This is a genomic window from Streptacidiphilus jeojiense (genome assembly GCF_000719095.1).
Lineage (GTDB): Bacteria > Actinomycetota > Actinomycetes > Streptomycetales > Streptomycetaceae > Streptacidiphilus > Streptacidiphilus jeojiensis.
In genome coordinates, this window is the sequence record NZ_JOEH01000042.1 from 24,232 (window position 1) to 46,693 (window position 22,462).

18 protein-coding genes and 1 pseudogene are annotated in these 22,462 nt (G+C 73.8%); 5 read left to right on the top strand and 14 right to left on the bottom strand.

The features are described 5' to 3' along the window. Nucleotides 1–69 precede the first annotated feature (69 nt). Nucleotides 70–2,157, top strand: coding sequence for a MinD/ParA family ATP-binding protein (locus tag IF29_RS0137625; RefSeq protein WP_030265603.1), 2,088 nt, complete (start codon nt 70–72; stop codon nt 2,155–2,157). A 57-nt stretch (nt 2,158–2,214) separates the two neighbouring features. On the opposite strand, the gene IF29_RS0137630 is transcribed toward IF29_RS0137625, so the two are convergent. Next, complete coding sequence (locus IF29_RS0137630; RefSeq protein WP_030265606.1) at nt 2,215–3,168, bottom strand: bifunctional riboflavin kinase/FAD synthetase; 954 nt, start codon at nt 3,166–3,168, stop codon at nt 2,215–2,217. A gap of 35 nt (nt 3,169–3,203) precedes the next feature. Further along, on the bottom strand, nt 3,204–6,347 hold the full coding sequence (locus tag IF29_RS0137635; RefSeq protein WP_157624132.1) for a serine protease: 3,144 nt from the start codon (nt 6,345–6,347) through the stop codon (nt 3,204–3,206). 220 nt (nt 6,348–6,567) lie between these two features. Here IF29_RS0137635 and IF29_RS0137640 point away from each other — a divergent pair, with 220 nt between their 5' ends. Beyond that, nucleotides 6,568–6,951 (top strand): PPOX class F420-dependent oxidoreductase, encoded by a 384-nt coding sequence (locus IF29_RS0137640; RefSeq protein ID WP_030265613.1) that lies wholly within the window; start codon nt 6,568–6,570, stop codon nt 6,949–6,951. A 2-nt stretch (nt 6,952–6,953) separates the two neighbouring features. Here the strand turns inward: IF29_RS0137640 and truB are convergent, their stop codons facing one another. The 8 genes from truB to rimP form a co-directional block, all read right to left on the bottom strand. Continuing rightward, nucleotides 6,954–7,865, bottom strand: coding sequence for a tRNA pseudouridine(55) synthase TruB (truB, locus tag IF29_RS0137645; RefSeq protein ID WP_030265617.1), 912 nt, complete (start codon nt 7,863–7,865; stop codon nt 6,954–6,956). 88 nt (nt 7,866–7,953) lie between these two features. Beyond that, entirely contained in the window at nt 7,954–9,063 is a 1,110-nt protein-coding gene (locus IF29_RS0137650; RefSeq protein ID WP_232242796.1) for a DHH family phosphoesterase, read from the bottom strand. A gap of 1 nt (nt 9,064) precedes the next feature. Continuing rightward, a complete protein-coding gene (gene rbfA / locus IF29_RS0137655; RefSeq protein WP_030265627.1) occupies nt 9,065–9,532 on the bottom strand; it encodes a 30S ribosome-binding factor RbfA in 468 nt (155 codons plus the stop codon). A gap of 99 nt (nt 9,533–9,631) precedes the next feature. Then, a complete protein-coding gene (locus tag IF29_RS0137660) occupies nt 9,632–9,928 on the bottom strand; it encodes a DUF503 domain-containing protein (RefSeq protein ID WP_030265629.1) in 297 nt (98 codons plus the stop codon). Nucleotides 9,929–10,054: 126 nt separating this feature from the next. After that, nucleotides 10,055–13,153: a translation initiation factor IF-2 gene (infB, locus tag IF29_RS45545; RefSeq protein ID WP_084715460.1), complete on the bottom strand. Its 3,099-nt coding sequence runs from the start codon at nt 13,151–13,153 to the stop codon at nt 10,055–10,057. 152 nt (nt 13,154–13,305) lie between these two features. Then, the gene (locus tag IF29_RS45550) at nt 13,306–13,605 is read right to left on the bottom strand and encodes a YlxR family protein (RefSeq protein ID WP_084715462.1); all 300 of its coding nucleotides are present in this window, start codon (nt 13,603–13,605) and stop codon (nt 13,306–13,308) included. 68 nt (nt 13,606–13,673) lie between these two features. After that, on the bottom strand, nt 13,674–14,687 hold the full coding sequence (nusA, locus tag IF29_RS0137670; RefSeq protein WP_030265637.1) for a transcription termination factor NusA: 1,014 nt from the start codon (nt 14,685–14,687) through the stop codon (nt 13,674–13,676). A 44-nt stretch (nt 14,688–14,731) separates the two neighbouring features. After that, nucleotides 14,732–15,301, bottom strand: coding sequence for a ribosome maturation factor RimP (rimP, locus tag IF29_RS0137675; RefSeq protein ID WP_030265640.1), 570 nt, complete (start codon nt 15,299–15,301; stop codon nt 14,732–14,734). 146 nt (nt 15,302–15,447) lie between these two features. Between rimP and IF29_RS48250 the strand changes: the two genes are divergently transcribed. The 3 genes from IF29_RS48250 to IF29_RS0137690 are packed head-to-tail and all read left to right on the top strand — an operon-like array spanning nt 15,448 to nt 18,597. Next, on the top strand, nt 15,448–16,434 hold the full coding sequence (locus IF29_RS48250; protein ID WP_232242797.1) for a ferritin-like domain-containing protein: 987 nt from the start codon (nt 15,448–15,450) through the stop codon (nt 16,432–16,434). Between the two features lie 47 nt (nt 16,435–16,481). After that, a complete protein-coding gene (locus tag IF29_RS0137685) occupies nt 16,482–17,405 on the top strand; it encodes an aminoglycoside phosphotransferase family protein (protein WP_030265644.1) in 924 nt (307 codons plus the stop codon). 52 nt (nt 17,406–17,457) lie between these two features. Continuing rightward, a complete protein-coding gene (locus IF29_RS0137690) occupies nt 17,458–18,597 on the top strand; it encodes a sensor histidine kinase (protein WP_037598200.1) in 1,140 nt (379 codons plus the stop codon). A gap of 7 nt (nt 18,598–18,604) precedes the next feature. On the opposite strand, the gene IF29_RS0137695 is transcribed toward IF29_RS0137690, so the two are convergent. The 4 genes and pseudogenes from IF29_RS0137695 to IF29_RS45560 form a co-directional block, all read right to left on the bottom strand. After that, on the bottom strand, nt 18,605–19,159 hold the full coding sequence (locus IF29_RS0137695; RefSeq protein ID WP_030265659.1) for a GNAT family N-acetyltransferase: 555 nt from the start codon (nt 19,157–19,159) through the stop codon (nt 18,605–18,607). Between the two features lie 67 nt (nt 19,160–19,226). Beyond that, nucleotides 19,227–21,068, bottom strand: coding sequence for a hypothetical protein (locus IF29_RS47170; RefSeq protein WP_063757708.1), 1,842 nt, complete (start codon nt 21,066–21,068; stop codon nt 19,227–19,229). A 275-nt stretch (nt 21,069–21,343) separates the two neighbouring features. Continuing rightward, nucleotides 21,344–22,177 (bottom strand): GNAT family N-acetyltransferase, encoded by an 834-nt coding sequence (locus IF29_RS0137705; RefSeq protein WP_030265665.1) that lies wholly within the window; start codon nt 22,175–22,177, stop codon nt 21,344–21,346. A 122-nt stretch (nt 22,178–22,299) separates the two neighbouring features. Beyond that, a pseudogene (locus tag IF29_RS45560) lies at nt 22,300–22,462 on the bottom strand (flavodoxin-dependent (E)-4-hydroxy-3-methylbut-2-enyl-diphosphate synthase); the annotation flags it as partial.

Genomic DNA, 22,462 nt, shown 5'->3' on the forward strand with positions numbered 1-22,462 from the left:
GGGGTCTGCCAGGGGCATTGGCTGGTTGACTACGCTGGTGCACGACGGAGGCGAACGAGAGGGACAGCAGTGACGAGCGATCGCGACGGCGTCTATGCCGGCGACCATGCGCCGGACGAAGACGAGGAGTGGTCGGACGCGCCCGAATACACGCCTCCGGCCTGGTACACCCAGAACGCACAGCAGGTGGGCCCGGCGCAGCCGGCTCCACCGCAGTCTCCGGCGCCCGAGCCGTTCGTACCCGCACAGGCCTACCAGCCGCCGCACACGCCGGCCCTGGGCGTGCCGGTACCGCCGCCCGCCCAGGAGGCCGAACCGGCGGCGCCGGTAACGGAGCACGTGCCCGCGTCGGAGCCGGTGCCGGCGCCTGCGCAGGAGCCCGAGGCCGAGCCCGCCGACGCGGTCCCGGCCGACGCGGTCCCGCCCGCGCAGACGGAACCGGAGCCCGAGCCGGAGCTGGCTGCCGAGTCGCAGCAACCGGCCGAGCCGACCCCGACGGCGCCCGATGCGGCGCCCCGGCCCACGGCCGAGTCCGCGCCCGAGGGCGGCCCCGAACCGGTGGCCCCCGCCGCGGAGCCGCCGGTACCGCCGCAGGCCTACCGCCCCGCCAGTGCGGAGACCCAACTGCCCCCGCAGCAGCCCGTCGCACAGCAGCAGCCTCCGCAGCCGCCCCAGCCCGCGCCCTGGCCGCAGCAGCAGCCCCAACAGCAGTGGGCTCCGCCCGTCCCGGCTCCGCCCGCCCCGGCGCCGGTCGAGCAGCCCCAGTGGGCGCCGCCGCCGGCACCCCCGCTGCCGACCGCCGAGCAGCAGCCGCAGTGGGCGCCGCCCGGTCCCCCGGCACCCGAGCAGCAGCATCCGCAGCAGCAGCCCCAGCAGCAGTGGGCTCCGCAGCAGCCGGTCGATCCGCGCCAGGGCGGCTGGCCGCAGCAGCAGCCCGGGGGCGCCCCGGGTGCGCCGCTGGGCTACACCGCCGCCGTCGAGCTGTCCTCGGACCGGCTGCTGCGCAAGCAGCCCGAGGAGCGCCGCAACACCCCGCGCTTCCGTTTCGGCGGCAAGGCCGCGGAGGAGGACCGGCAGCGCAAGCTGGCGATCATCCGCACCCCGGTGATGAGCTGCTACAAGATCGCGGTGATCAGCCTCAAGGGCGGTGTCGGCAAGACCACGACGACCACCGCGCTGGGGGCCACGCTGGCCTCGGAGCGGCAGGACAAGGTCATCGCCGTCGACGCCAACCCCGACGCGGGGACGCTGGGCCGGCGGGTGCGCCGCGAGACCGGCGCCACCATCCGCGACCTGGTGACGGCGATCCCGCACCTGAGCAGCTACATGGACGTGCGCCGGTACACCTCGCAGGCGCCCAGCGGCCTGGAGATCCTGGCCAACGACGTCGACCCGGCCGTGTCCACGACCTTCAACGACGAGGACTACCGGCAGGTCATCGGCTTCCTGGGGCGGCAGTACCCGATCGTGCTGACCGACTCGGGCACGGGCCTGCTCTACAGCGCGATGCGCGGCGTGCTGGACCTGGCGGACCAGCTGATCGTGGTCTCGACGCCCAGCGTGGACGGCGCCAGCAGCGCCAGCACCACCCTGGACTGGCTCTCCGCGCACGGCTACGCCGACCTGGTCCAGCGCAGCATCACGGTGGTCTCCGGGGTCCGCGAGACCTCGAAGATGATCAAGATCGAGGACATCGTCGCGCACTTCCAGACCCGCTGCCGCGGCGTCGTCGTGGTCCCGTTCGACGAGCACCTCTCGGCCGGCGCCGAGGTCGACCTGTCCCGGATGCGGCCGAAGACCCGGGAGGCGTACTTCGACCTCGCGGCGATGGTGGCCGCGGACTTCCCGCGCACCCAGCCGCAGCCGCTGGGGTGGCCAGGCGGCCCGCAGGGTCAGCAGCAGGGCGCGCCGCAGCCGTACGGGCAACCGCAGCCCTACGGGCAGCCCCAGGCGCCGTACGGGCAGCCGCAGCAGCCCCCGCAGCCGTACGGGCAGCCGCAGTACCCGCAGCAGCCCTACCCGGAGCAGCAGCCCTACCCCACCGAGCAGCAGCCCTACCCGGCGGACCAGCAGCAGTACCCCGAGCCGCCGCCGGGATGGGCCCCGCCGCAGCCCCCACCACCGCCGCCCGGGTACTACCCGCCGCCGGAGCAGTGACCGTACGGAGGAGGGAGGCACCCGGGCCGGGTGCCTCCCTCCTCCGTCGGCAGACCGTCAGTCCGTCAGTTCGCGGGCCCGCTTGACGTCCACGGCCATCCGGTCCAGCAGCGCGTCGATGGAGTCGAACTTCTCCATCCCGCGCAGGTAGGCCAGGAAGTCCACGCTGACGTGCAGCCCGTACAGGTCCAGGCCGACCCGGTCGATGGCGTAGGCCTCGACCGTGCGGGCGGTGCCGTCGAAGGTCGGGTTGGTCCCCACCGAGATCGCCGCCGGCATCCTCTCGCCGTCGGCCGTCAACCAGCCCGCGTACACCCCGTCGGCCGGGATGGCGGTGTGCGGCAGGGTCTCCACATTGGCGGTGGGGTAACCGAGTTCGCGGCCGCGCTGGGCGCCGCGCACCACGGTGCCCTCGACCCGGTGCGGACGGCCCAGCACCTCGGCCGCGCCCGCCGCATCGCCCTCGGCGACCAGCCTGCGGGCCAGCGAGGAGGAGCAGGGCACGGCCTCGCCGTCGGTGTCGTCGCCGTGCACCGCACCCACCGTCAGATCGCAGACGTCGACGGAGAACCCGTACCTCGGGCCGAGCTCGGCGAGCAGCGCGACATCGCCCGAGGCGCGGTGCCCGAAGCGGAAGTTGGGCCCCTCCACGATCAGCTCCGTGTGCAGCGCGTCGACCAGCACCCGCTCCACGAACTCCTCCGGCGCCAGCTGCGAGAAGGCCAGGGTGAACGGGATCAGCAGCACCGCGTCCACGCCCAGCTCGGCCATCAGCTCGGCCCTGCGCCGGTGCGAGGCCAGCAGCGGCGGGTGGCTGCCGGGGCGGACCACCTCGCTGGGATGCGGGTCGAAGGTGACCACGACGGAACGGGCACCGAGCTCCCGGGCGTGCTCGACCACCTTGCTGATGATCAGTTGGTGGCCCCGGTGCACCCCGTCGAAGGAACCGATGGTGACGACGCTGCGCCCCCAGTCCCCGGGGACTTCCTCCAGGCCATGCCAGCGCTGCACCCTGACCGCTCCTCGTTAGCTTGTCGCTGTGACACCTATAGCCTGCCATGCGGCTGATCGCTGCCCTGCATTGGCTCGGCCTCGCGGAGCAGCGACAGCAGTTCCCGGTGCAGCGGGTCGCCGCCCCCGGCCAGCGCGTCACGGAAGGCTCCGAGCACCGGTGGCGGCTGCTCGGCGAGGTCCTGGACGAAGGGGACCAGCGCACTCCGCTCGGCCTGGCCGAGGGCGGTGCGGGCCACCAGCCAGGCGGCGACGGGCGCCGCCGCCTCGGGGTGCAGGGCGAGGTACTCCGCCACCAGCCGGGTCACGGCCGCCCTGGCGTGCGGGGCGGGGGTCGCCCCGAGGGCCTGGAGCACGGCCGCCGCCTCCTCCCCCGGCTGGTTCATCCGGGTCCGGTAGCCGGCGAGGACCAGCGAGGGGTGGCTGTCCAGGGCGGGCGCCAGCGAGCGGGGCGTCAGATGGGGGTCGGCCGCGGCGTAGCGGTCCACGGCGGCGGGCAGATGACGGCCCCTGGTGGCCGGGTCGGCCACCAGGACGGCCAGGGCGGCGCCGTGCAGCTCCCGCTCGCCGGTTCGGGCCAGCAGGGCCTCGGCGGCGTAGCGGAGCAGCGCCAGGTCGGCGTCCCGGCCGGGCGTACGGTCCGCGCCGGGTCCCGGTCCCCGGTCCGCTCCGGGCGCCGGTGCCAGGGCCAGCGCGAGGGCCAGGGCGGGTGCGTGCACGGCGGCGGCCACATGGCGTTCCGGGCGCGGATCGTGGGCCCAGCGGTCGACGGCCCGGCACATCGCCGACGGCTCGACCGCCACCAGCTCCCGCAGCAGCGCGTCGGCGCGTGGATGGGCCGCCGCGACCAGCGCCTCGGCCAGGTCGTCCAGACCGGTGCTGCGACGGCTCCGCAGCAGCTGCAGCGCGGCCGGGGCCGCCTGCTCGTCCCGGAGCCAGTCGCAGAGGGCGGGGAAGGTCCCGGCCGGGTCGCCGGCGAGCAGCGCGGCCACCGCCTCCAGCGGTTCCGCCGTCCCGCCGCGGGACAGCAGGCGCAGCAGGTCCATCCGGACCGGCAGCGCCAGCGGCAGGCCGGTCCACAGCGCGAACGGCAGCACCTGGTCCCCGGCCCGGGCGCGGGCCGCCATCCGGGCGGCCAGCGAACGCAGCAGCGGCAGATAGGGATCCGCGTCCGGCAGCCGCAGCAGGACGGACACCAGCAGGGCGGAGGCCCACCAGCGGGCCTCGCTGTCCGGGGGCGCCGCATCGGGGCCGTCCAGGCGCAGCACCAGCCGGCTGAGCCAGGCCTCCAGCGCGACCGGGTCGTCCTGGAGCCGCAGCAGGGCCTCGCGGACCGGCCCGATCCGGTGGTGCGGGACCGGACCGGGGGCGGGCGGCGGCTGCGGTGGCGGTACCGCGTGCCCGCGCGGGCCGCCGCGGCGGTGGCTGCCGTGCGGCGGGGCGGCCGCCGTCTGCGGCCCGGCGGCTCCGGCTTCGGGGCCCGCCGCGCTCCGGCCGGGACCGCCGCTGCCACCGACGCCGCCGGTCCCCGCGCCAGTGCCGAGCAGTCCGTCCATGGCAGCGGCCAGGTCCAGGTGCCCGCCCTGGATCCACTCCGACAACTCCTCGTGGGCGAAGCGGTAGCCAGGCCCGGCGGGCACCAGCAGCCCCTCGGCCAGGACGGCGGGCACCCAGTGCGCCGGGAACACCTCGGCGAACCCGCGCCGGTCGAGCGCGCCCCCGCCCGGCCCCAGCATCCTGCGGGCCGCCTCGTGCACGCAGCCGGCCACGGCGGCAGCCAGCCGGCGGCACTCCCCCGCGCTGCGCGGTCCCAGCCGCTCGGCGATCCGCAGGCAGGCCAGGTCGACCCGGGCGCCGAGCAGGTCCGCGCGCCCGGGAACGGGGGACAGCGGCAGCCGCGGCGCCGCCGTCCGCAGATCGGCGAGCAGCCGCAGAGTGAACGGGTGCCGCGGCACGCCCCCGTCACGCCCCGGCGCTGGAAGCGCTGCCGCGAGCACCCCCGGGAGCAGTCCGACCGACCGAGCCGCCTGTTCCGCGACGGCTTGCGGCATGGGTCCGAGCCGCAGCGGCGGCTGCAGGTCCTCCGCGGAGAAGAACCCCGCCGACTGCTCCCAGTACTCGGGGCGGCAGCCGATCAGCAGCGCGGCGTCCTCGCGCCGCAGCCGGATCCCGGTCTCCGCGCACCAGGCCGGCAGCCGCAGCGACTGCGGCATCTCCTCGGGGCCGTCCAGCAGGACCAGCAGCGGCCGGTGCGCAGCGGCGGCCAGCCGGCAGGCCTGGTCGGCGCGGGTGCCCAGGGCACGGCCCACCGCGTCCATGACCGAGACGTCGTCCGGACGGACGTCCGCCCCGCGCAGCCAGACCGTCGGCAGCCGGTGCGCGGCCCGGGAGCGGCGTACGGCGAGAGCGGCGAGCTCGGTGGTCCGGCCGCTGCCCGGCTCGCCGACCAGGGCGGCCACCGGGCGGTCGGCCGGCGCGCCCCAGACCTCGGGCAGGCCGTCCGGACGGTCGATCCGCACCGATGCCGGGCCGACCAGGGGCCCGACCGTGGTGGCGGCCAGCTCCAGTACCCCGGCCAGGTTCAGCGCCCGCCCGTAGGCCGGCACCGTGGCCGCGTTGCGGGCCAGCAGGTCGGCGACGACGGGGTGGCCCGCCGCGGCCCGCAGCGGCACCGCCAGTACGGCGTCCCGGTCCCGGCCGCGCAGCGCGGCGGTGGCGACGGCGGTGACCGCTCCGGTCTCGGCGTCCAGCACCGGGGTACCCGAGGCCTGCACCGGCAGACCGTGCGGCGCCTGGTCCAGCTCCAACTGCCAGACGTCGGCGACCAGGTGCCAGCGCTCGGCCGCCGCGTAACGGGCCGTCACCAGTCCGGCGACCCAGCCCTGGAGGGTCTGCTCCGGGCCGGGAAGGTTGATCAGCCGGGTGCCGTGGCCGCCCGCCAGCGGCAGCGGCGGCATCACGGCGTCGGTGCGCAGCAGCGCCAGGTCGAACTCCGGCAGCGGCACGATCTCCGCCGCGGTGAGCCGGCGCACCGCTCCGCCCGGCCAGAGCAGCAGCAGCGCGGGCAGTCCGTCGACGGCTTCGTGGCTGGTCAGATAGGTGCCCTCGCGGTCCACCGGGAACGCCGTGCCGCGTGTGCGTCCGGCGGCGTCGGAGACCCGTACCAGCGCTTCGTCCACCCGCTGCACCCGCGCTCACCCCCGGTCGGCCGCCACTCGACCGCAGGCTGCCCGCCGCGGGCCGGGGGCGACCCCGGGTGCACCTCGCGCCCCCCTGCTTCGCTCCGAGCGCTCGCTCGATGGGGTGAGCCGGGTTTGTACCGGTGCAGCTGTGGTCCTAGGCCGGTCCTAGGTCGGCCGTCCGATGCGCCCGCAGCGCCCGGCTGTGAGGCTTGGGTGCATGACAGCGACCGCCAGGACAGCACTCACCGGAACCGAACTCGCCTACCTCAGGACCCAGCACCTCGCCCGGCTGGCGACGGTGGACGCCAAGGGCCGTCCGCAGGCCAACCCGGTCGGCTTCGTCATCCGCGAGGACGGCGCGATCGACATCGGCGGCTGGGCCATGGGAACGACCAAGAAGTGGCGCAACATCGCCGGCAACCCCTTCGTCGCCCTGGTCGTGGACGACCTGGCCAGTGTGCAGCCGTGGAAGGTGCGCGGGGTGGAGATCCGGGGCGAGGCGGAGCAACTGGTCGGGCCGCACGACCTGGGCGCGCAGCTGAGCGCCGAGGTGATCAGGATCCATCCGTCCTGGATCCTCAGCTGGGGCCTGGAGGACTGACCTCAGACGAAGACGGCCAGTGACTTGGCCTTGCCGCCGCGCTCCTCGATCAGGGCGAGGAAGCGCCCCTCGGGGTCGAAGACCGCGATCGGCTCGACGGACCGGTCCATCCCGGGACCGGCGATGCGGACCCCGTTGACCAGCAGTCGGGCCTGTTCGGCGTCCACGTCCCAGCGGGTGAAAGCGGCCGCAGCGGCGTCGGCGATGGGAAGCACCGAGTCCGCGAAGGAGTCCTCCAGCGCCGCGAGGGTGTGCGAGCCGTCGACGGTGTAGGGGCCGACCCGGGTGCGGCGCAGGGCGGTGAGGTGGCCGCCGGTGCCGAGCCCGGCGCCGAGGTCGCGGGCCAGCGCGCGGATGTAGGTGCCCGAGGTGCAGTCGACGGTGACGTCCAGGTCGATCAGCGGGGTGCCGTCCTCGGCCTGCGCCTCGCGTCGGGCGTGCACCTCGAAGCGGGAGACGGTGACCGGGCGGGAGGCCAGCTCCACCTCCTCGCCCTCGCGCACCCGGGTGTAGGAGCGCTTGCCGTCGATCTTGATGGCACTGACCGAGGAGGGCACCTGTTCGATGTCGCCGGTCAGCGCGGCGATCCCGGCCTCGATCGCCTCGGGGTTCACCGCGGCGGTGGAGACGGTCGCGGTCACGTCCCCCTCGGCGTCGTCGGTCACCGTGGCCTGGCCCAGCCGGATGGTGGCCTCATAGGTCTTGGACGTCAGCGCCAGGTGCCCGAGCAGCCGGGTGGCCCGCTCGCAGCCGATCACCAGGACTCCGGTGGCCATCGGGTCCAGCGTCCCGGCGTGGCCGACCTTCCTGGTCCCGGCGAGCTTCCGGATCCGGGCGACCACGGTGTGCGAGGTGATGCCGGCGGGCTTGTCCACGATGACCAGCCCGTCGGGGCCGGTTCCCTTGCGCTTCAACGATCAGAGCCTTCAGTCGGCGGTGCTTCAGATGGGGTTGCGTCGGGCGGGGGTGCGTCGGGCGGGGGTGCGTCGGGCGGGCGGTGCGTCAGCCGGCGCGGAGGGCGGCGCGGAACCGGGCCACGGTCTCCGCCACCGGGTCGTGCGAGGTGAAGCCGGCCGCGTAGGCGTGTCCGCCGCCGCCGAGGGCTCCGCAGGCCGCCGCGACGTCCACCGCGCCCTTGGCCCGGGAGGAGCCGCGCAGGCTGCCGTCCGGGTCCTCCTTGAGCACCAGGGTGGCCTCGGCCTCGGAGGCCTTGCGGACCACGTCGATCAGGCCCTCGATCTCCTCCGGGAGCACCCCGTGGGCCACCAGGTCAGCCCAGGGGACCCAGGTCCACACCAGGCCGAGACCGTCCGCCGCCTCCGGGTCCAGCACGGCCCGGTCCAGCGCGGCGGCCAGCACCTTGAGGTAGCCGAAGGACTGGGTGTCCCACAGCCGCCGGGAGATCAGGTCGTGCCGCACCCCGGTCGCCAGCAGCCGGGAGGCCAGCTCATGGGTGGCCGGCGTGGTCGCCGAGTAGCGGAAGGAGCCGGTGTCGGTCGCCACCCCGGTGTAGAGGCAGGTGGCGATGGAGACGTCCAGCGGGACGCCGAGCCGCCGCAGCAGCTCGTCCACCAGGACGGCCGTCGCGGGGGCGGCCGGGTCGATCAGCAGATGGGTGCCGAAGCCGCCGTTGGAGGCGTGGTGGTCGATCACCACCAGCGTCTCCGCGGCCTCGGCCTTGGCCTGCAGCAGACCCAGCCGGCGGACGTCGGCGACGTCGAAGGTGATCAGCAGCTCGGGCCGGTCCGGCACCGCGGAGGCCGGGACCAGCAGGTCCTGCGCGGGCAGGAAGCCCAGCGAGGCGGGGACGATCTGCGGGTCGTCCCCGAAGGAGACCCGCACCTCGATGCCCAGCGACCGCAGCGCGATCCCGGCGGCCAGCGCCGAGCCGAGCGCGTCGCCGTCCGGCAGCACATGGCAGACCAGGTCGACCGAGGAGGCCGAACCGATCGCCGCGAGCACCGGCTCCCAGTCGGAATCGACCAGCCCGCCGTGGGCGGTCCCGCCGTCGGTGAGGTCCGGCGCCACCGCCTTCCCGCTGCGCGGGGACGGCAGCGCCGGGACGCCCACCACCAGCGTGGCGGGCGTCCCGGCGGCCTGCTGCGCGGCCACGCTACTCGTCCTCGGTGTCGTCGAGGTCGGCGTCGTCGTCGAGATCATCCTCACCAGGCTTGCGGTACGGGTCCGCCTCGCCGGCGTAGGTCTTGCCGACCGCGACGCTGCGCACCTCGGCGTCCTGCTGCCTGGCCTTGACCAGCAGGTCGTCCAGGTGCCGGGCGGTGTCCGGGATGGCGTCGGCGACGAAGGTCAGGGAGGGCGTGAAGCGCACCCCGGTCTGCCGTCCGACCTCGGTGCGCAGTACGCCCTTGGCGCTCTCCAGCGCGGCGGCCGAGGCCGCCCGCTCGGTCTCGTCGCCGTAGACGGTGTAGAAGACGGTGGCCTCGCGCAGGTCACCGGTGACCCGGGTGTCCGTGATGGTCACGAAGCCCAGGCGGGGATCCTTGATCCGCCGTTCCAGGGTCTCCGCGACGACCACCCGGATGCGGTCTGCGAGCTTGCGCGCCCTCGCGGTGTCGGTCACTGGTCCTCCTCGTGCAGGGGGCTCGATCGCCCCTTGGTCCCCAGGCCCGTCCACAACGTACCCGGAGGCATCCACCTAGGGATGCCATGTCTGATTGTGCTATTCGTCATCGTCGTCCCTGAGCCGGCGCCGGGCCGACAGCAGTTGGACCTCGGGACGGCCGGAGACCAGCCGTTCGCAGCTGTCCAGGACCTCGTTGACGTACGAGACGTCGCCCGACACCACGGCCAGACCGATCTCGCTCCTGCGGTGCAGGTCCTGGTCCCCGGTCTCGGCAGCGCAGACGCTGTACTTGCGCTGCAGTTCGGCCACGATCGGCCGGACGATCGAACGCTTCTCCTTGAGCGAGTGGACGTCGCCGAGCAGAAGGTCGAAGGTCAGTGTTCCCACGAACATGAGTGACAGGTCAAGCCGACCTGAAGGCCTCGAAGGGTTACTCCTTGGTGAAGCCCCGCCACCGTACTCAACGCGGCCGGGGCCGGTCGACAGGTTTCGTCGACCGGCCCCACCCGACTCAGTGACCTATGCGCGCGGCTTCTCGCGCATCTCGAAGGTCTCGATGACGTCCTCCACCTTGATGTCGTTGAACGACCCCAGGGTGACACCGGCCTCGAAGCCCTCGCGGACCTCGGTCGCGTCGTCCTTGAAGCGGCGCAGGCCCTCGATGGTGAGGGACTCCGCCACGACCTTTCCGTCGCGGATGAGGCGGGCCTTGGCGTTGCGCCGGATCAGGCCCTCGCGGACCAGGACACCGGCGATGTTGCCGAACTTGCTGGAGCGGAAGACCTCGCGCACCTCCGCGGAACCGAGGCGCACCTCCTCGTACTCCGGCTTGAGCAGGCCCTTGAGCGCCGCCTCGATCTCCTCGATCGCCTGGTAGATGACCGAGTAGTAGCGGATGTCGACGCCCTCGCGCTCCGCCGCGGTGCGCGCACGACCGGCGGCGACCACGTTGAAGCCGATGATGATGGCGTCGGAGCCCATGGCCAGGTCGACGTCGGACTCGGTGATCGCACCCACACCGCGGTGCAGGATGCGGAGCTCGACCTCCTCGCCCACGTCCAGCTTGACCAGCGCGTCCTCCAGGGCCTCCACGGAACCGGAGACATCGCCCTTGATGATGAGGTTGAGCTGCTGGATGCCGCCGGCCGCGATCGCCTTGTCCAGGTTCTCCAGGGAGATCCGCATCGGACGGCGGGCGAACATGGCGTTGCGGTCACGGGCCGAACGCTTCTCCGCGATCTGACGCGCGGTGCGGTCGTCGTCGACGACGATGAAGCTGTCGCCGGCGCGGGGCACCGAGGTCAGGCCGAGGAGCAGCACCGGACGGGACGGACCCGCCTCGGCGACGTTCTTGCCGTTCTCGTCCAGCATGGCGCGGACGCGGCCGTGGGCGTCGCCGACGGCGACGGAGTCGCCGACGCGCAGCGTTCCACGCTGGACCAGGACGGTCGCCATGGCGCCGCGGCCCTTGTCCAGGTGGGCCTCGATCGCGATGCCCTGGGCGTCCTGCTCCGGGTTGGCGCGCAGGTCCAGCGAGGCGTCGGCGGTGAGCACGACGGCCTCGAGCAGTTGCTCGATGTTGATGCCCTGGCGGGCGGAGATGTCGACGAACATGGTGTCGCCGCCGTACTCCTCCGCGACCAGGCCGAACTCGGTCAGCTGACCGCGGACCTTGGTCGGGTCGGCGCCCTCGACGTCGATCTTGTTGACCGCGACCACGATCGGCACACCGGCGGCCTGGGCGTGGTTCAACGCCTCGACCGTCTGCGGCATGACGCCGTCGTTGGCCGCGACCACCAGGATCGCGATGTCGGTGGACTTGGCACCACGGGCACGCATGGCGGAGAACGCCTCGTGACCGGGGGTGTCGATGAAGGTGATGGCACGCTCTTCGCCGTTCACCTCGGTCGTCACCTGGTAGGCACCGATGTGCTGGGTGATGCCGCCGGCCTCGCCCGCGACCACGTTGGTCTTGCGGATCGCGTCCAGCAGGCGGGTCTTGCCGTGGTCGACGTGACCCATGACGGTGACCACCGGCGGACGGGACATGAGGTCGGACTCGTCGCCCTCGTCCTCGCCGAACTCGATGTCGAAGGACTCCAGCAGCTCGCGGTCCTCGTCGTCACGGCTGACGATCTCCAGGACGAAGCCCATCTCCTCGGCGAGGAGCTGCAGCGTCTCGTCCGGGACGGACTGGGTCGCGGTGACCATCTGCTCGAGGTTGAGCATCACCGAGACGAGCGCCGCCGGGTTGGCGTTGATCTTCTCGGCGAAGTCGGTGAGGGACGCGCCGTGCGACAGCCGGACCGTCTGGCCGTTGCCGCGGGGCAGCATCACGCCACCGATCGACGGGGCCTGCATGGCCTCGTACTCCTGGCGCCGCTGACGCTTCGACTTGCGACCGCGCGCCGGACGGCCACCGGGGCCGCGACCGAACGCACCCTGCGTGCCGCCACGGGCACCCGGGCCGCCGGGACGTCCGCCGAAACCGCCGGGACGGGGACCGAAGCCGCCGCCACCGCCGCTGCCGCCACCGGGGCGACCGGCGAAGCCGCCGCCGGCCGGGCGGGCGCCCGGACCGGCCGGACGGCCCTGGAAACCGGGACGCGCGCCACCGGCGCCGCCACCGGCCGGACGGCCACCGGGGCCACCCGGACCACGGCCGCCGGGGCCGGGACGGCCGGGGCCGCCGTTGGACGCGGGACGCTGCGGCATCATGCCGGGGTTGGGACGCGGCATGCCGGACGGGCTCGGGCCGCCGGGGCGGGGGCCGCCCTGCGGACGGGGCATCCCACCGGGGGCGCCGGGACGGTCGCCACCGGGACGCGGGGCGCCACCGGGACGGTCACCGCTGGGACGGGCCGGACGGTCGCCACCGGGACGCGGGGCGCCACCGGGAGCCGGGCGGTCGCTGCCGGGACGGGCCGGACGGTCGCCACCGGGGCGCGGGGCACCGGTCGGTCGGTCGCCACCCGGACGCGGGGCGCCACCGGGGGCCGGACGGTCGCCGCCCGGACGGGGCGCGCCGGGACCGGCCGGGCGGGCACCCGGACGCGACATACCGGTGTTGCTGCTGGTGAAGGGGTTGTTGCCCGGACGCGGGCCGGCCGGACGGGCGCCGGGGGTCGCGGCGGGACGCGGCGCCGGGGCGCCGGGACGCGGACCTGCGGCAGCGGGGCGCGCGGCGGGAGCCGACGGCGCCTCGGGGGCGGCCGGGGCCGGCGCCGAGAACTCGGCCGCCGGGGCGACCGGACGCGGCGCGGGGGCGCCAGGACGCGGGCCCGGGGCGGCGGCGGGACGCGGCGCGGCCGGAGCCGCGGGCGCCGCCGGGGCAGCGGCGGCGGCAGGCCGCGGCGCCGCGGGGCGCGGTGCGCCCGGACGGGGTGCCGAGGCGGGCGAGGCCGCCGCGGGCTTGGGGGGCGTCGGCTTGCTCGACGACGCGGGCTTCGACGGGGCACTGGCCCCACCGAAGGCAACTTCCAACTTTCGTACGACAGGCGCCTCGATCGTCGAGGACGCCGAACGTACGAACTCACCGAGCTCTTGGAGCTTGGCCATGACGACCTTGCTCTCAACGCCCAAATCCTTGGCGAGTTCGTAAACCCGGACCTTAGCCACTTCGCTCCTTTGTAGGTCCGGGTGTTCCGCCGGACCGTCGCTACTTCATGCTCGTACTCATCGCGTACTCATCGAGTGCTCATCGCAATCTCGACCTACTTTCGAACTCGCGAGGTACCTGGTGCTCGGCCCCCGCACATGGGTGCGGCAGCTCAGTGCTCTGACATTTCTGCGACCCTCGGCAGTGCCTCTACGTACCGCTGGACTGCCGCGGTGTCGAGCGGCCCCGGCAGGCGGAACGCCCTGGGGAACGCCCGGCGGCGCAGCGCCAGGTCGAGGCACCCCGGCCTGGGGTGCAGGTGCGCTCCCCGGCCGGGCAGCGTGCCTCGGGGATCGGGGACGCAGACGCCCTCGACCGCCGTCACACGCAGCAGGTCATGTTTGGCCGCCCGCTCCCTACACCCGACGCAAGTGCGTTCCGGGCATGAAAGGTCACGCGTCCGACCAGACACGTCCAAGTCTACCCCTCTGATGGTCTTCACTCCGACCCACTTACTGCGCACTTCCGCCCGGAGGCGGCTCAGCGGTCGCGGCCCTCGGCCGAACCGGAGGGGCCGTCGCTCTCGACGTCCGGGCGGATGTCGATGCGCCAGCCGGTGAGGCGCGCGGCCAGGCGGGCGTTCTGGCCCTCCTTGCCGATCGCCAGCGACAGCTGGTAGTCCGGCACGGTCACCCGGGCGGACCGGGCGTCGTAGTCGACGATCTCCACCCGGGTCACCCGTGCGGGGGACAGCGCGTTGGCGACCATCTCGGCCGGGTCGTCCGACCAGTCCACGATGTCGATCTTCTCACCGTGCAGTTCGGCCATCACCGCGCGGACCCGGCCACCCATCGGGCCGATGCAGGCGCCCTTGGCGTTCAGCCCGGACTTGCCGGTCCACACCGCGATCTTGCTGCGGAAGCCGGCCTCGCGGGCGATGGCGGCGATCTCCACCGAACCGTCCGCGATCTCCGGGACCTCCAGCGCGAACAGCGCGCGGACCAGGTTGGGGTGGGTGCGCGACAGCGTCACCGAGGGGCCGCGCACGCCGCGGCGCACCGCGACCACGTAGCACTTCAGCCGCAGCCCGTGCTTGTACTCCTCGCCCGGGACCTGCTCCTGGGCCGGCAGGATCGCCTCGATCTTGCCGATGTCGACCAGGACGTTCTTGGGGTCCTTGCCCTGCTGCACCACACCGGTGACGATGTCGCCCTCGCGGCCGGCGTACTCGCCGAAGGTCAGCTCCTCCTCGGCGTCGCGCAGCCGCTGCAGGATCACCTGCTTGGCGGTGCTGGCCGCGATCCGGCCGAAGCCGCTGGGGGTGTCGTCGAACTCGCGCGGGGTGCCGCCCTCGGCGACCTCGTCCGCGTCCTCCTTGGCCCAGACCGTCACATGGCCGGTCTCGCGGTCGAGCTCGACCCGGGCCTTCTGCCGCGAGCCCTCAGTGCGGTGGTACGCAATGAGGAGGGCCGACTCGATCGCCTGGACCAGCAGGTCGAACTTGATCTCCCGCTCCTGCACCAACCTGCGCAGGGCACTCATGTCGATATCCACGGCTACGCCTCCTCTTCTTCTCTTCAGTCAGTCGTGGGGTACTGCTACGCCTCGTCGGAGCCGGCTTCGTCGTCGACGTCGTCCACGTCCTCGACGTCCGCGACGTCCTCGATGTCGTCGTCCAGGCCCTTGCGGTTGAACTCGATCTGCACCCGGGCCTTGGCGATGTCCGCGAACGGCAGCCTGCGCTCGGTGGCCCTGCCCCTGCCCTTGACCGGGGGGATCTCCAGCAGCACGCCGTCCTCGTCGGACTCCAGCACCCGGCCGGTGACCTCGGCGCCGGTGCCCAGCTGCGCCTTCACCACACGGGTGCGCGCGCGGCGCCAGTGGCGCGGCAGGGTGAGCAGCCGGTCCACGCCCGGGGAGCCGACCTCCAGGCGGTACTCGCCCTCCCCCAGCACGGCGGTGCCGTCGGGACCGTCCAGGGCCGCGCCGAAGGCCCGGCTCAGCTCGGCGACGGTGTCCAGGTCCACGCCGCCGTCGGCGTCCAGGACCACATCCAGGACGCGGCGCCCGCCGACCTTGGTGAGGGTGACCTCTTCCAGATCAACGCCCGCCTCGGAGGCGAGCGGTTCCAGCAGAACCTGCAGCCGGTCGTTCAGGGTGGTGCTCATCCGGGTGACTCCTCGGCCGCGTCTGCTGTTGTCTGTAGGTCTAAAGAACAGCCCACAGCCTATCCGCTTCCGACCCGAAGTGCCGATTCGGCGACTTTGCGGGGGCGATGCCCGCCATGGCCGATCACACGGTAGCGTCCCTGCTCGTGACCACCTCTGCCCCTGGAATCCGGCGCCGCTCCCTGCTCAGCGCGGGGATCGGGACCGGAATCGCCGGTCTGCTCGTCGCCTGCGGCAGCGTCTCCGCGCAGACGTCGGCCGACGGCCGTACCGTCCGCACCGTCGAAGCGCCCGATCCGGACGTTCCGGTACGGGCCAGGGCGCTCGCGGCGACGCGGGCACTGGCGGCGCGGTACGACGCGGCCATCGCCGCGTTCCCGGCGGCGGCGGGGCAGCTGCGGCCGCTGCGGCAGCAGCTGACCGCGCAGGAGTCGGCCTTCGGCGGGACGGCCGCCTCGGCCTCCGCCTCGCCGTCAACCTCGGCCTCCGCGACACCCCCTTCCACGCCGGCGACCAATCGGAGCGCGGCGGTCGCCGCCCTGGACGCCGCCGAACGCGCCACCGCCCAGGCCAGGTTGAAGGACCTGGCGACCGCCTCCCCGGCGCTGGCCCGGCAGCTGGCCTCCGCCGCGGCCGACGGCGCACAGCACTCGATGCTGCTCCGCGGCTCGGTACCGGCGGGACCGGCGGCAGCGCCGGTCACCCGCAGCGCGCTCCCAACCGCCGCCCTCGCCGCGCTGCAGGCAGCGCTCGCCGCCGAGGACGCCGCCGTCTACGCCTACGGGGTGATCGGCGCACAGCTCGGCGGCAACCGCAGGACCCATGCCACCTCCTCCTACCAGGCCCATCGGGACCGGCGCGACGCACTGCAGCAGCGGATCGGCGCCACCGGCGCCACCCCGGCCGCAGCCGCGCCGGCCTACCGGCTGCCCTCCCCGGTCACCGACGCGGCCTCGGCAGTCCGGCTCGCCGGGTCGGTCGAGGACCGGATCTGCGGGGTCTACGCCAACGCCGTCCAGGCGACCTCGGGACCGCTGCGCCTGACCATGGCCGCCGCGCTGCGGCAGGCCGCGCTGGACACCCTGGCCTGGCGCGGCACCGGCAGTGCCTTTCCCGGCCTCGCCCATGGCTGACAATGGTCCGGTGCACCACCGCGGGGGCGAACGAACGAAGGGCCGGTATGGCAGCGACGGAGCAGCAGATCAGCATTCCGGTACGGCTCCGGCAGACCGTCACCGCCTGGGAGGGTGAGCCGGGCGTCCGCTGGCTGGAATCGCTGCCCCGGCTGACCGTGCAGTACCTGGACCGCTGGGATCTGACGCTTGAGCGGGTGTTCGAACCGGGCGGGCAGATCAGCCTGGTGCTCTACGTCCGCAGGGCCGACGGCACGCCGGCCGTGCTCAAGCTGGGTCTGCCCGCTCCGGAGACCGTCCAGGAGCACGCCGCGCTGGCGCACTGGGACGGGCGCGGCGCGGTACGGCTGCTGGAGGCGGCCCCCGGCGGCGAGGCGATGCTGCTGGAGCGGCTGCACGGAGAGGTGCCGCTGCTGTCGCTGGCCGAGAGCAAGGCGATGCTGGAGGCCGCCGGGACGCTGCAGCGGCTGTGGGTGGCGCCGCCCGAGGACCACGGGTTCACGTCGGTGGCCGACTACGTCACCGGGCTGTGCGGGACCCTGCGCAGCAGGCGTGAGCTGGCCGCCGCGGCCGATCTGCGTCCGCTGCTGGACGAGGCGCTGGAGACCGCGGCGGAACTGCTCGGCAGCGGCACCGAGGAGCTGCTGCTGCACGGCGACTTCCACCACGGCAACGTCCTCGCGGCCGACCGCTCGCCCTGGCTGGCCATCGACCCCAAGCCGCTGGTGGGCGAACGCGCATACGATCTGGCCTGGTTGGCGCAGGACCGGCTGGAGACCCTGGCCGGGGTACCGGGACCGCAGGCCGCTGCGCGGCGGAGGATCCAGCGGCTGTCCGACGCGGTCGAGGTCGACCGGGAGCGGCTGCGCAGCTGGACGCTGTTCCGGACCGTCGAGGCCGGCCTCTGGAGCCTGGAGGTCGGCGACCCCCGCAGCGCCGGGCTCTTCCTCGAATTCGCGGCGATGCTCTAGCCGCACCCGTACCACCAGACCTGTGACACCGACCGCCGAGAGGACCCCGCCCGTGGCCGGCCGAGCCCACCGCAAGCGGATCACCGACGAGGACATCGAGAAGATCGACGGCTTCAATCCGTACACCCTGCTGCCCTGGGTGCTGATGGTGCTGAGCCCGGCGCACGCGGTGATCGGCGGGAGCTACCCGCGTCCCGTCGCCGCCCTGTGCGGGCTCGGGGTGTTCGTCCTGCTCTACTGCGCGACTGTGCTGACCGCGTTCCAGCCGCGGTTCCAGAACGGCAGGGTGCCCACGGTGCTGGCACTGGTGCTGGTGCCGGTCACCGGTGCGCTGGCCGGATCGCTGCCGCACGCCCTGCTGCTGTACTCGCTGCTCGCCATCGCCGGCGCGGTGGTGGTACCGGACCGGGGCGGCCCGCTGGTGTTCATCGGCGTCCCGGCGCTGGCGGCGCTCACCGCCTACATGCGGAGCGGGCACAGCGGGGACGTCGTCGACGCCGCCTGGAGCAGCTTCCTGCCCGGCGCGATCACCTTCGTGACCCTGAAACTACTCTCCGCGGTCGGGCAACTCCGGGAGACCCGTCAGGAGTTGGCCCGCGCCGCGGTGGCCGAGGAGCGGCTCAGGTTCAGCCGCGACCTGCACGACCTGCTGGGCCACAGCATGTCCGTGATCGCCCTCAAGGCGGAGGTGGTGCGACGGCTGGCACCGACCGACCTGGACGCGGCGCTGGCCCAGGCGGCGGACATCGAGGAGGTCAGCCGCAAGGCGCTGGCCGAGATCAGGGAGGCTGTCAGCGGCTACCGGGAGACCGGGTTGTCCGAGGAACTGGCGCGGGCCCGCTCGCTGCTGAGCGCCGGCGGGATCGAGCCGGTGCTGCACGAGTCGGGACCACCGCTGCCCGCCCAGGTGGACCTGCTGCTGGCCTGGGTGGTCCGCGAGGGCGTCACCAATGTGGTCCGGCACAGCAGGGCCAAGCGCTGCACCATCGAGGTCGAACGCGGCTCCGACCCGGTCCGGTTGAGCATCACCGACGAGGGCTCCGCAGCCGCGGCCGCGACCGCCGCCTCCTGCCCCGACGGCAACGGGCTGCAGGGGCTCAAGGAACGGATCGCGGCGGGCGGCGGACTGCTCACGGCGGAGCAGACCGAGAAGGGGTTCCGGCTGGCCGCGGTGATCCCGGCCCAGCGCTGACCGGCCGTCAGCGGCGGGGCGGGAACGGCAGCGGCGCGCCCATCACCGCGTAGGGGACGGCGGTGTTGGGGAACATCACCTGGCGGGCCAGGTCCTGGTATCCGAGCGAGCGGTAGAGCGCACGGGCCGGGGTCTCCCGGTCGATCGCCGACAGGATGGTCCGCGGCAGCCGGGTGCCGGCGCAGAGCGTGGTGATGATGCGGCGCCCGAAGCCCAGCCCCTGGTAGTCGGGGTGGACGTGCAGCTCGGTGACGGAGAAGGACTGGTCCAGCCAGAAGCCGAGGCCGTTCGCCTCCAGATGCGGCTCGATGACCGAACTCCACCAGTGCGAACGGTCGTTGGGCATGCCGTAGCCGAACCCCACCAGCCGTCCGAGGCCCCGGGGGTCACTGCGTTCCACGGCGCCGAACGCGCGCACGCCCGGGACCAGGGCGTGCCGTCCGACGATCTGCAACCGTACCGCGACCTCCTCGCTGCCCAGGCCGAAAGCGGCGGCCTGCACCGCCAGGGCCTCCGAGGCCCGTCCCGCGAGGTCGAATGGCTCGATCGTGACGTCGTTCATCGCCCTCGCACCGTACCTGGTCGGCCACGGGGCGGGACAGTCTCCCGCGCCCGTGGCCGACGGAGTGTCACCGGGCGCCGGGTCGACGGCGCCCGATCAGCATGAACGCGGAGACACCGAGCAGCACCAGCGAGACCGCCAGGCCCACGAACGGGAGGGTGGAGCGGGAGGCCCCGGTCTCCGCGAGCATGCCGCCGGCAGCGGAGCCGCTCGGTCTGGGCGCGGTGGTGTGCATGATGGGTGCGGCCGCGGTGTGGCTCGCGACCGTGGGCGGGATCGTGGTGGTCACCGGCGCGGCGGCGGTGGTCATCGGCGCCGCCGAGGCGCTCGTCGGGGCGGCCGAGGCCGACACCGGCGCAGCCGTGCTGCTCGCCGACGCGGCGCTGGTGGCACTGGCCGAGGCCGAGGCGGGCACCGGGCTGGGGGCCGTGTCGTGCACCTGGACGACCGGGGGCGGCGACGAGGAGACCGGCAGGCCGATCGCCTGGACCGACCCCGAGGAGGGCGACCCGGAGGCCGCCGGCGCGCCGGGGCCTCCGGCCACCGCGGTGGACGCCGAGGCCGACGCCGAAGCGGAGGCGGAGGCGGAGGCGGACGACGACACCGGCACCGAGGGGGACGCCGAGGTGCTCATCACGGGGCTGCTGGACGAGGCACTCGCCGAGCCACTGGGCACGGTGCTCGCCGAGGCGGAGGCCGAAGCGGAGGCCGAAGCGGAGGCCGAAGCGGAGGCCGACGGGGAAGCGGACGCCGAAGCCGAGGCCTGTGGGCAGTTGAGGTTGGTGAGCGATGCGGCGAGCCGCGTGGTCAGGAAGTCGAACAGGTTCTGGTCCGGCTCCGGCGACACCGCCTTGGCGAAGAAGGCCTGGTCGGCGTTGATCCGCTGGCGGCCGGTGGTGGCCAGGCTGGTGCAGTAGGCCATCGGGTCACCGGTGTCCCTGCGGCTCAGCGGGGGCATGTCGACGCCGGCACGGTAGAGGTTGGTCTTGGCCCGGCTGGTCGCGCCGTCCACCTGGGCCATCGGGTCGTTCACCGGGACCAGGGCGATCGGGGCCCGCTGGAACGCGGCCGCCTGGATCTCGTCCAGGCCCAGTGAGGTGACGCTGTGGCCGGGGTCGGCGAGGTCCGGTGCCGTGTAGGGGGTGCAGTTCAGCGCCGGGTCGACGAAGGACACCAGCAGCAGGTTGTCGCTGCCGTTGGCGAGCGAGAGGGCCCCGGGCAGTGCGGCGACGGTGGCGGCGGTCTTCTGCGCCATCGTGCCGGCGGCGGTGGCCAGGTAGTCCGTGGTGACGTTGTCGCTCTGGTCCTGGTCGATCAGGCCGAAGTCACGGGTGCTCATGCACGGCTTGCCGTCGCTGCCGGTGCCCAGCGGGGGAACCTTGAGCTTCCCGGACCGCTCCGCGCGGTTCGCGGCGGAGAAGAAGGCCGGCGCGTTGCAGTAGGCGAACTGCGTGAACAGCGAGCCGTTCAGCCCGTTGACGCAGTTGCCGGCCCGGAGGCTGCCCTGGCTGCTGCGCAGCGTCAGGGTGTCGGCGTTGAAGCCGAACCAGATGCCGACCACGGCATGGGCGGGGAGCTTGGGCACGACCGGGGCGACGGCGGCCTTGGTCCCCCGGTCGATCACCAGCGGGTCGTAGACGGAGAGCGCCCCGGTCGCCGGGTCCACCACGGTGGCCTGGACGAAGGCCGACTGGTCGGTGTTGGCCTCGTGGCAGGGGCCCTGGGCCGGATCCGTGGCCGAGAGCTGGTACGGGGTGGCCAGGCCCCTGGCGCTCAAGGGGTTGGCCGGGACGGTGAGGGTGCAGTTGGTGTTGGGGGTGGCCGGCGGGGCGGCGGCGGGGGTACCGCCGGTGGTGGCGCCGAAGGCACTGCCGAGCAGGGTGGCCAGGCCGAGGATTCCGGCCAGCACGCCGATCAGCGTGGCCCGCCTGGTGCGTCCGCGGGGTGGTCGCCGTCGGTGCGGAGGTGAAGCAGGTGATGCTGCGTCATTCAGGTGCATGCGCAGTCCTCTGTCAGAGGGCACCTTGGAAGGGGTGACATCCGGAGGGCTCGCGCCCGTCCTGGGGGAAGGGATGTCACTCAAGGTGATGACGGCGCGAGTGTATGCACGGCGCGCATCCGTACGAGGCAGTTCCCGGAACACCTGTCACAGCTACCACTCAGGTGCTCAGCAGCGGCCACCCATCAGAACAAAACGCTCATGAACGTGCCTACTTCGGAGAATCCCACGCGTCGGTAGGCAGCCCGGGCGACGGTGTTGAAGTCATTCACGTAGAGGCTCACCACCGGGGCGACCTCCCGCAGCGCATGCTCCACCACGGCGGCCATCCCGCTCTCGGAATGGCCCCGGCCGCGATGGCCCGGGGCGACCCAGACCCCCTGGATCTGGCAGGCCTGAGGGGTCGCCGCCCCGATCTCGGCCTTGAAGACGACCTTGCCGGCCTCGAAGCGGGCGAAGGCACGTCCGGTGCTCACCAGTTCGGCGATCCGGGCCCGGTAGAGCAGGCCGCCGTCCCCCGCGAGCGGGGAGACCCCGACCTCCTCGGTGAACATGGCCACGCAGGCGGGGATGAGCAGGTCCATCTCGTCCCGGCGGACCCGGCGCACCCGGGGGTCGGGGGCGATCTCGGCGGACGGCTCCCAGGTGGCCATCAGCGGCTGGTTGGGGCGCACCTCGCGGGCCGGCCCCCAGGCGGGCTCCAGCAGCGACCACAGCTGTGCGGTGGCCTCGGCCGGACCCACGATGGACGAGCAGCGGCGGCCCTGCCGCCGGGCGCGCTCGGCGAACGCCGCCACGGCCTCCGGTCCGGCGCTCAGCGGCACCAGATTGGCGCCCGCGTAGCAGAGCGCCTCCAGACGGCCGCCCTCGTACCAGCCCCACATCTCACCGCCGAGCCGCCAGGCGTCGAGTCCGGCGACGGCGACACGGGCGGCGACGAAGGCGTTGGCGATCGGGTCGCGTTCCAGTACTTCGAGGGCAGCCGGGAGGTCACCGGGTTCCAGGACCCGCGTCGTCATCACCGAACCGCTCAGCACGGAGGCACCCTATCCCCTCACCACGCCCGGAGAGGAGAGCAGGGAGGGGCTATCCGTCCCACACTGTTCTCCGCTCCGCCGTCATGCGTTCCGCGGCCGGCCGACTACTCGCTGACCGAGACGGTGGGCTCGCCGGAGGTGACGCCCTCGTCCTGCATCTGCTCGGCAAGCTTCAGGGCCTCCTCGATCAGCGTCTCCACGATCTTCGACTCCGGCACGGTCTTGATCACCTCGCCCTTGACGAAGATCTGCCCCTTGCCGTTGCCC

Bases quoted from the DNA above. Each gene is read 5' to 3' on its own strand.
- rimP (WP_030265640.1), bottom strand. From the start codon at position 15,301: ATGAGCACCACCCTGAACGACCGGCTGCAGGTTCTGCTGGAACCGCTC.
- IF29_RS0137640 (WP_030265613.1), top strand. From the start codon at position 6,568: ATGACAGCGACCGCCAGGACAGCACTCACCGGAACCGAACTCGCCTAC.
- IF29_RS0137705 (WP_030265665.1), bottom strand. From the start codon at position 22,177: ATGACGACGCGGGTCCTGGAACCCGGTGACCTCCCGGCTGCCCTCGAA.
- IF29_RS0137695 (WP_030265659.1), bottom strand. From the start codon at position 19,159: ATGAACGACGTCACGATCGAGCCATTCGACCTCGCGGGACGGGCCTCG.
- IF29_RS0137685 (WP_030265644.1), top strand. From the start codon at position 16,482: ATGGCAGCGACGGAGCAGCAGATCAGCATTCCGGTACGGCTCCGGCAG.
- IF29_RS0137660 (WP_030265629.1), bottom strand. From the start codon at position 9,928: ATGTTCGTGGGAACACTGACCTTCGACCTTCTGCTCGGCGACGTCCAC.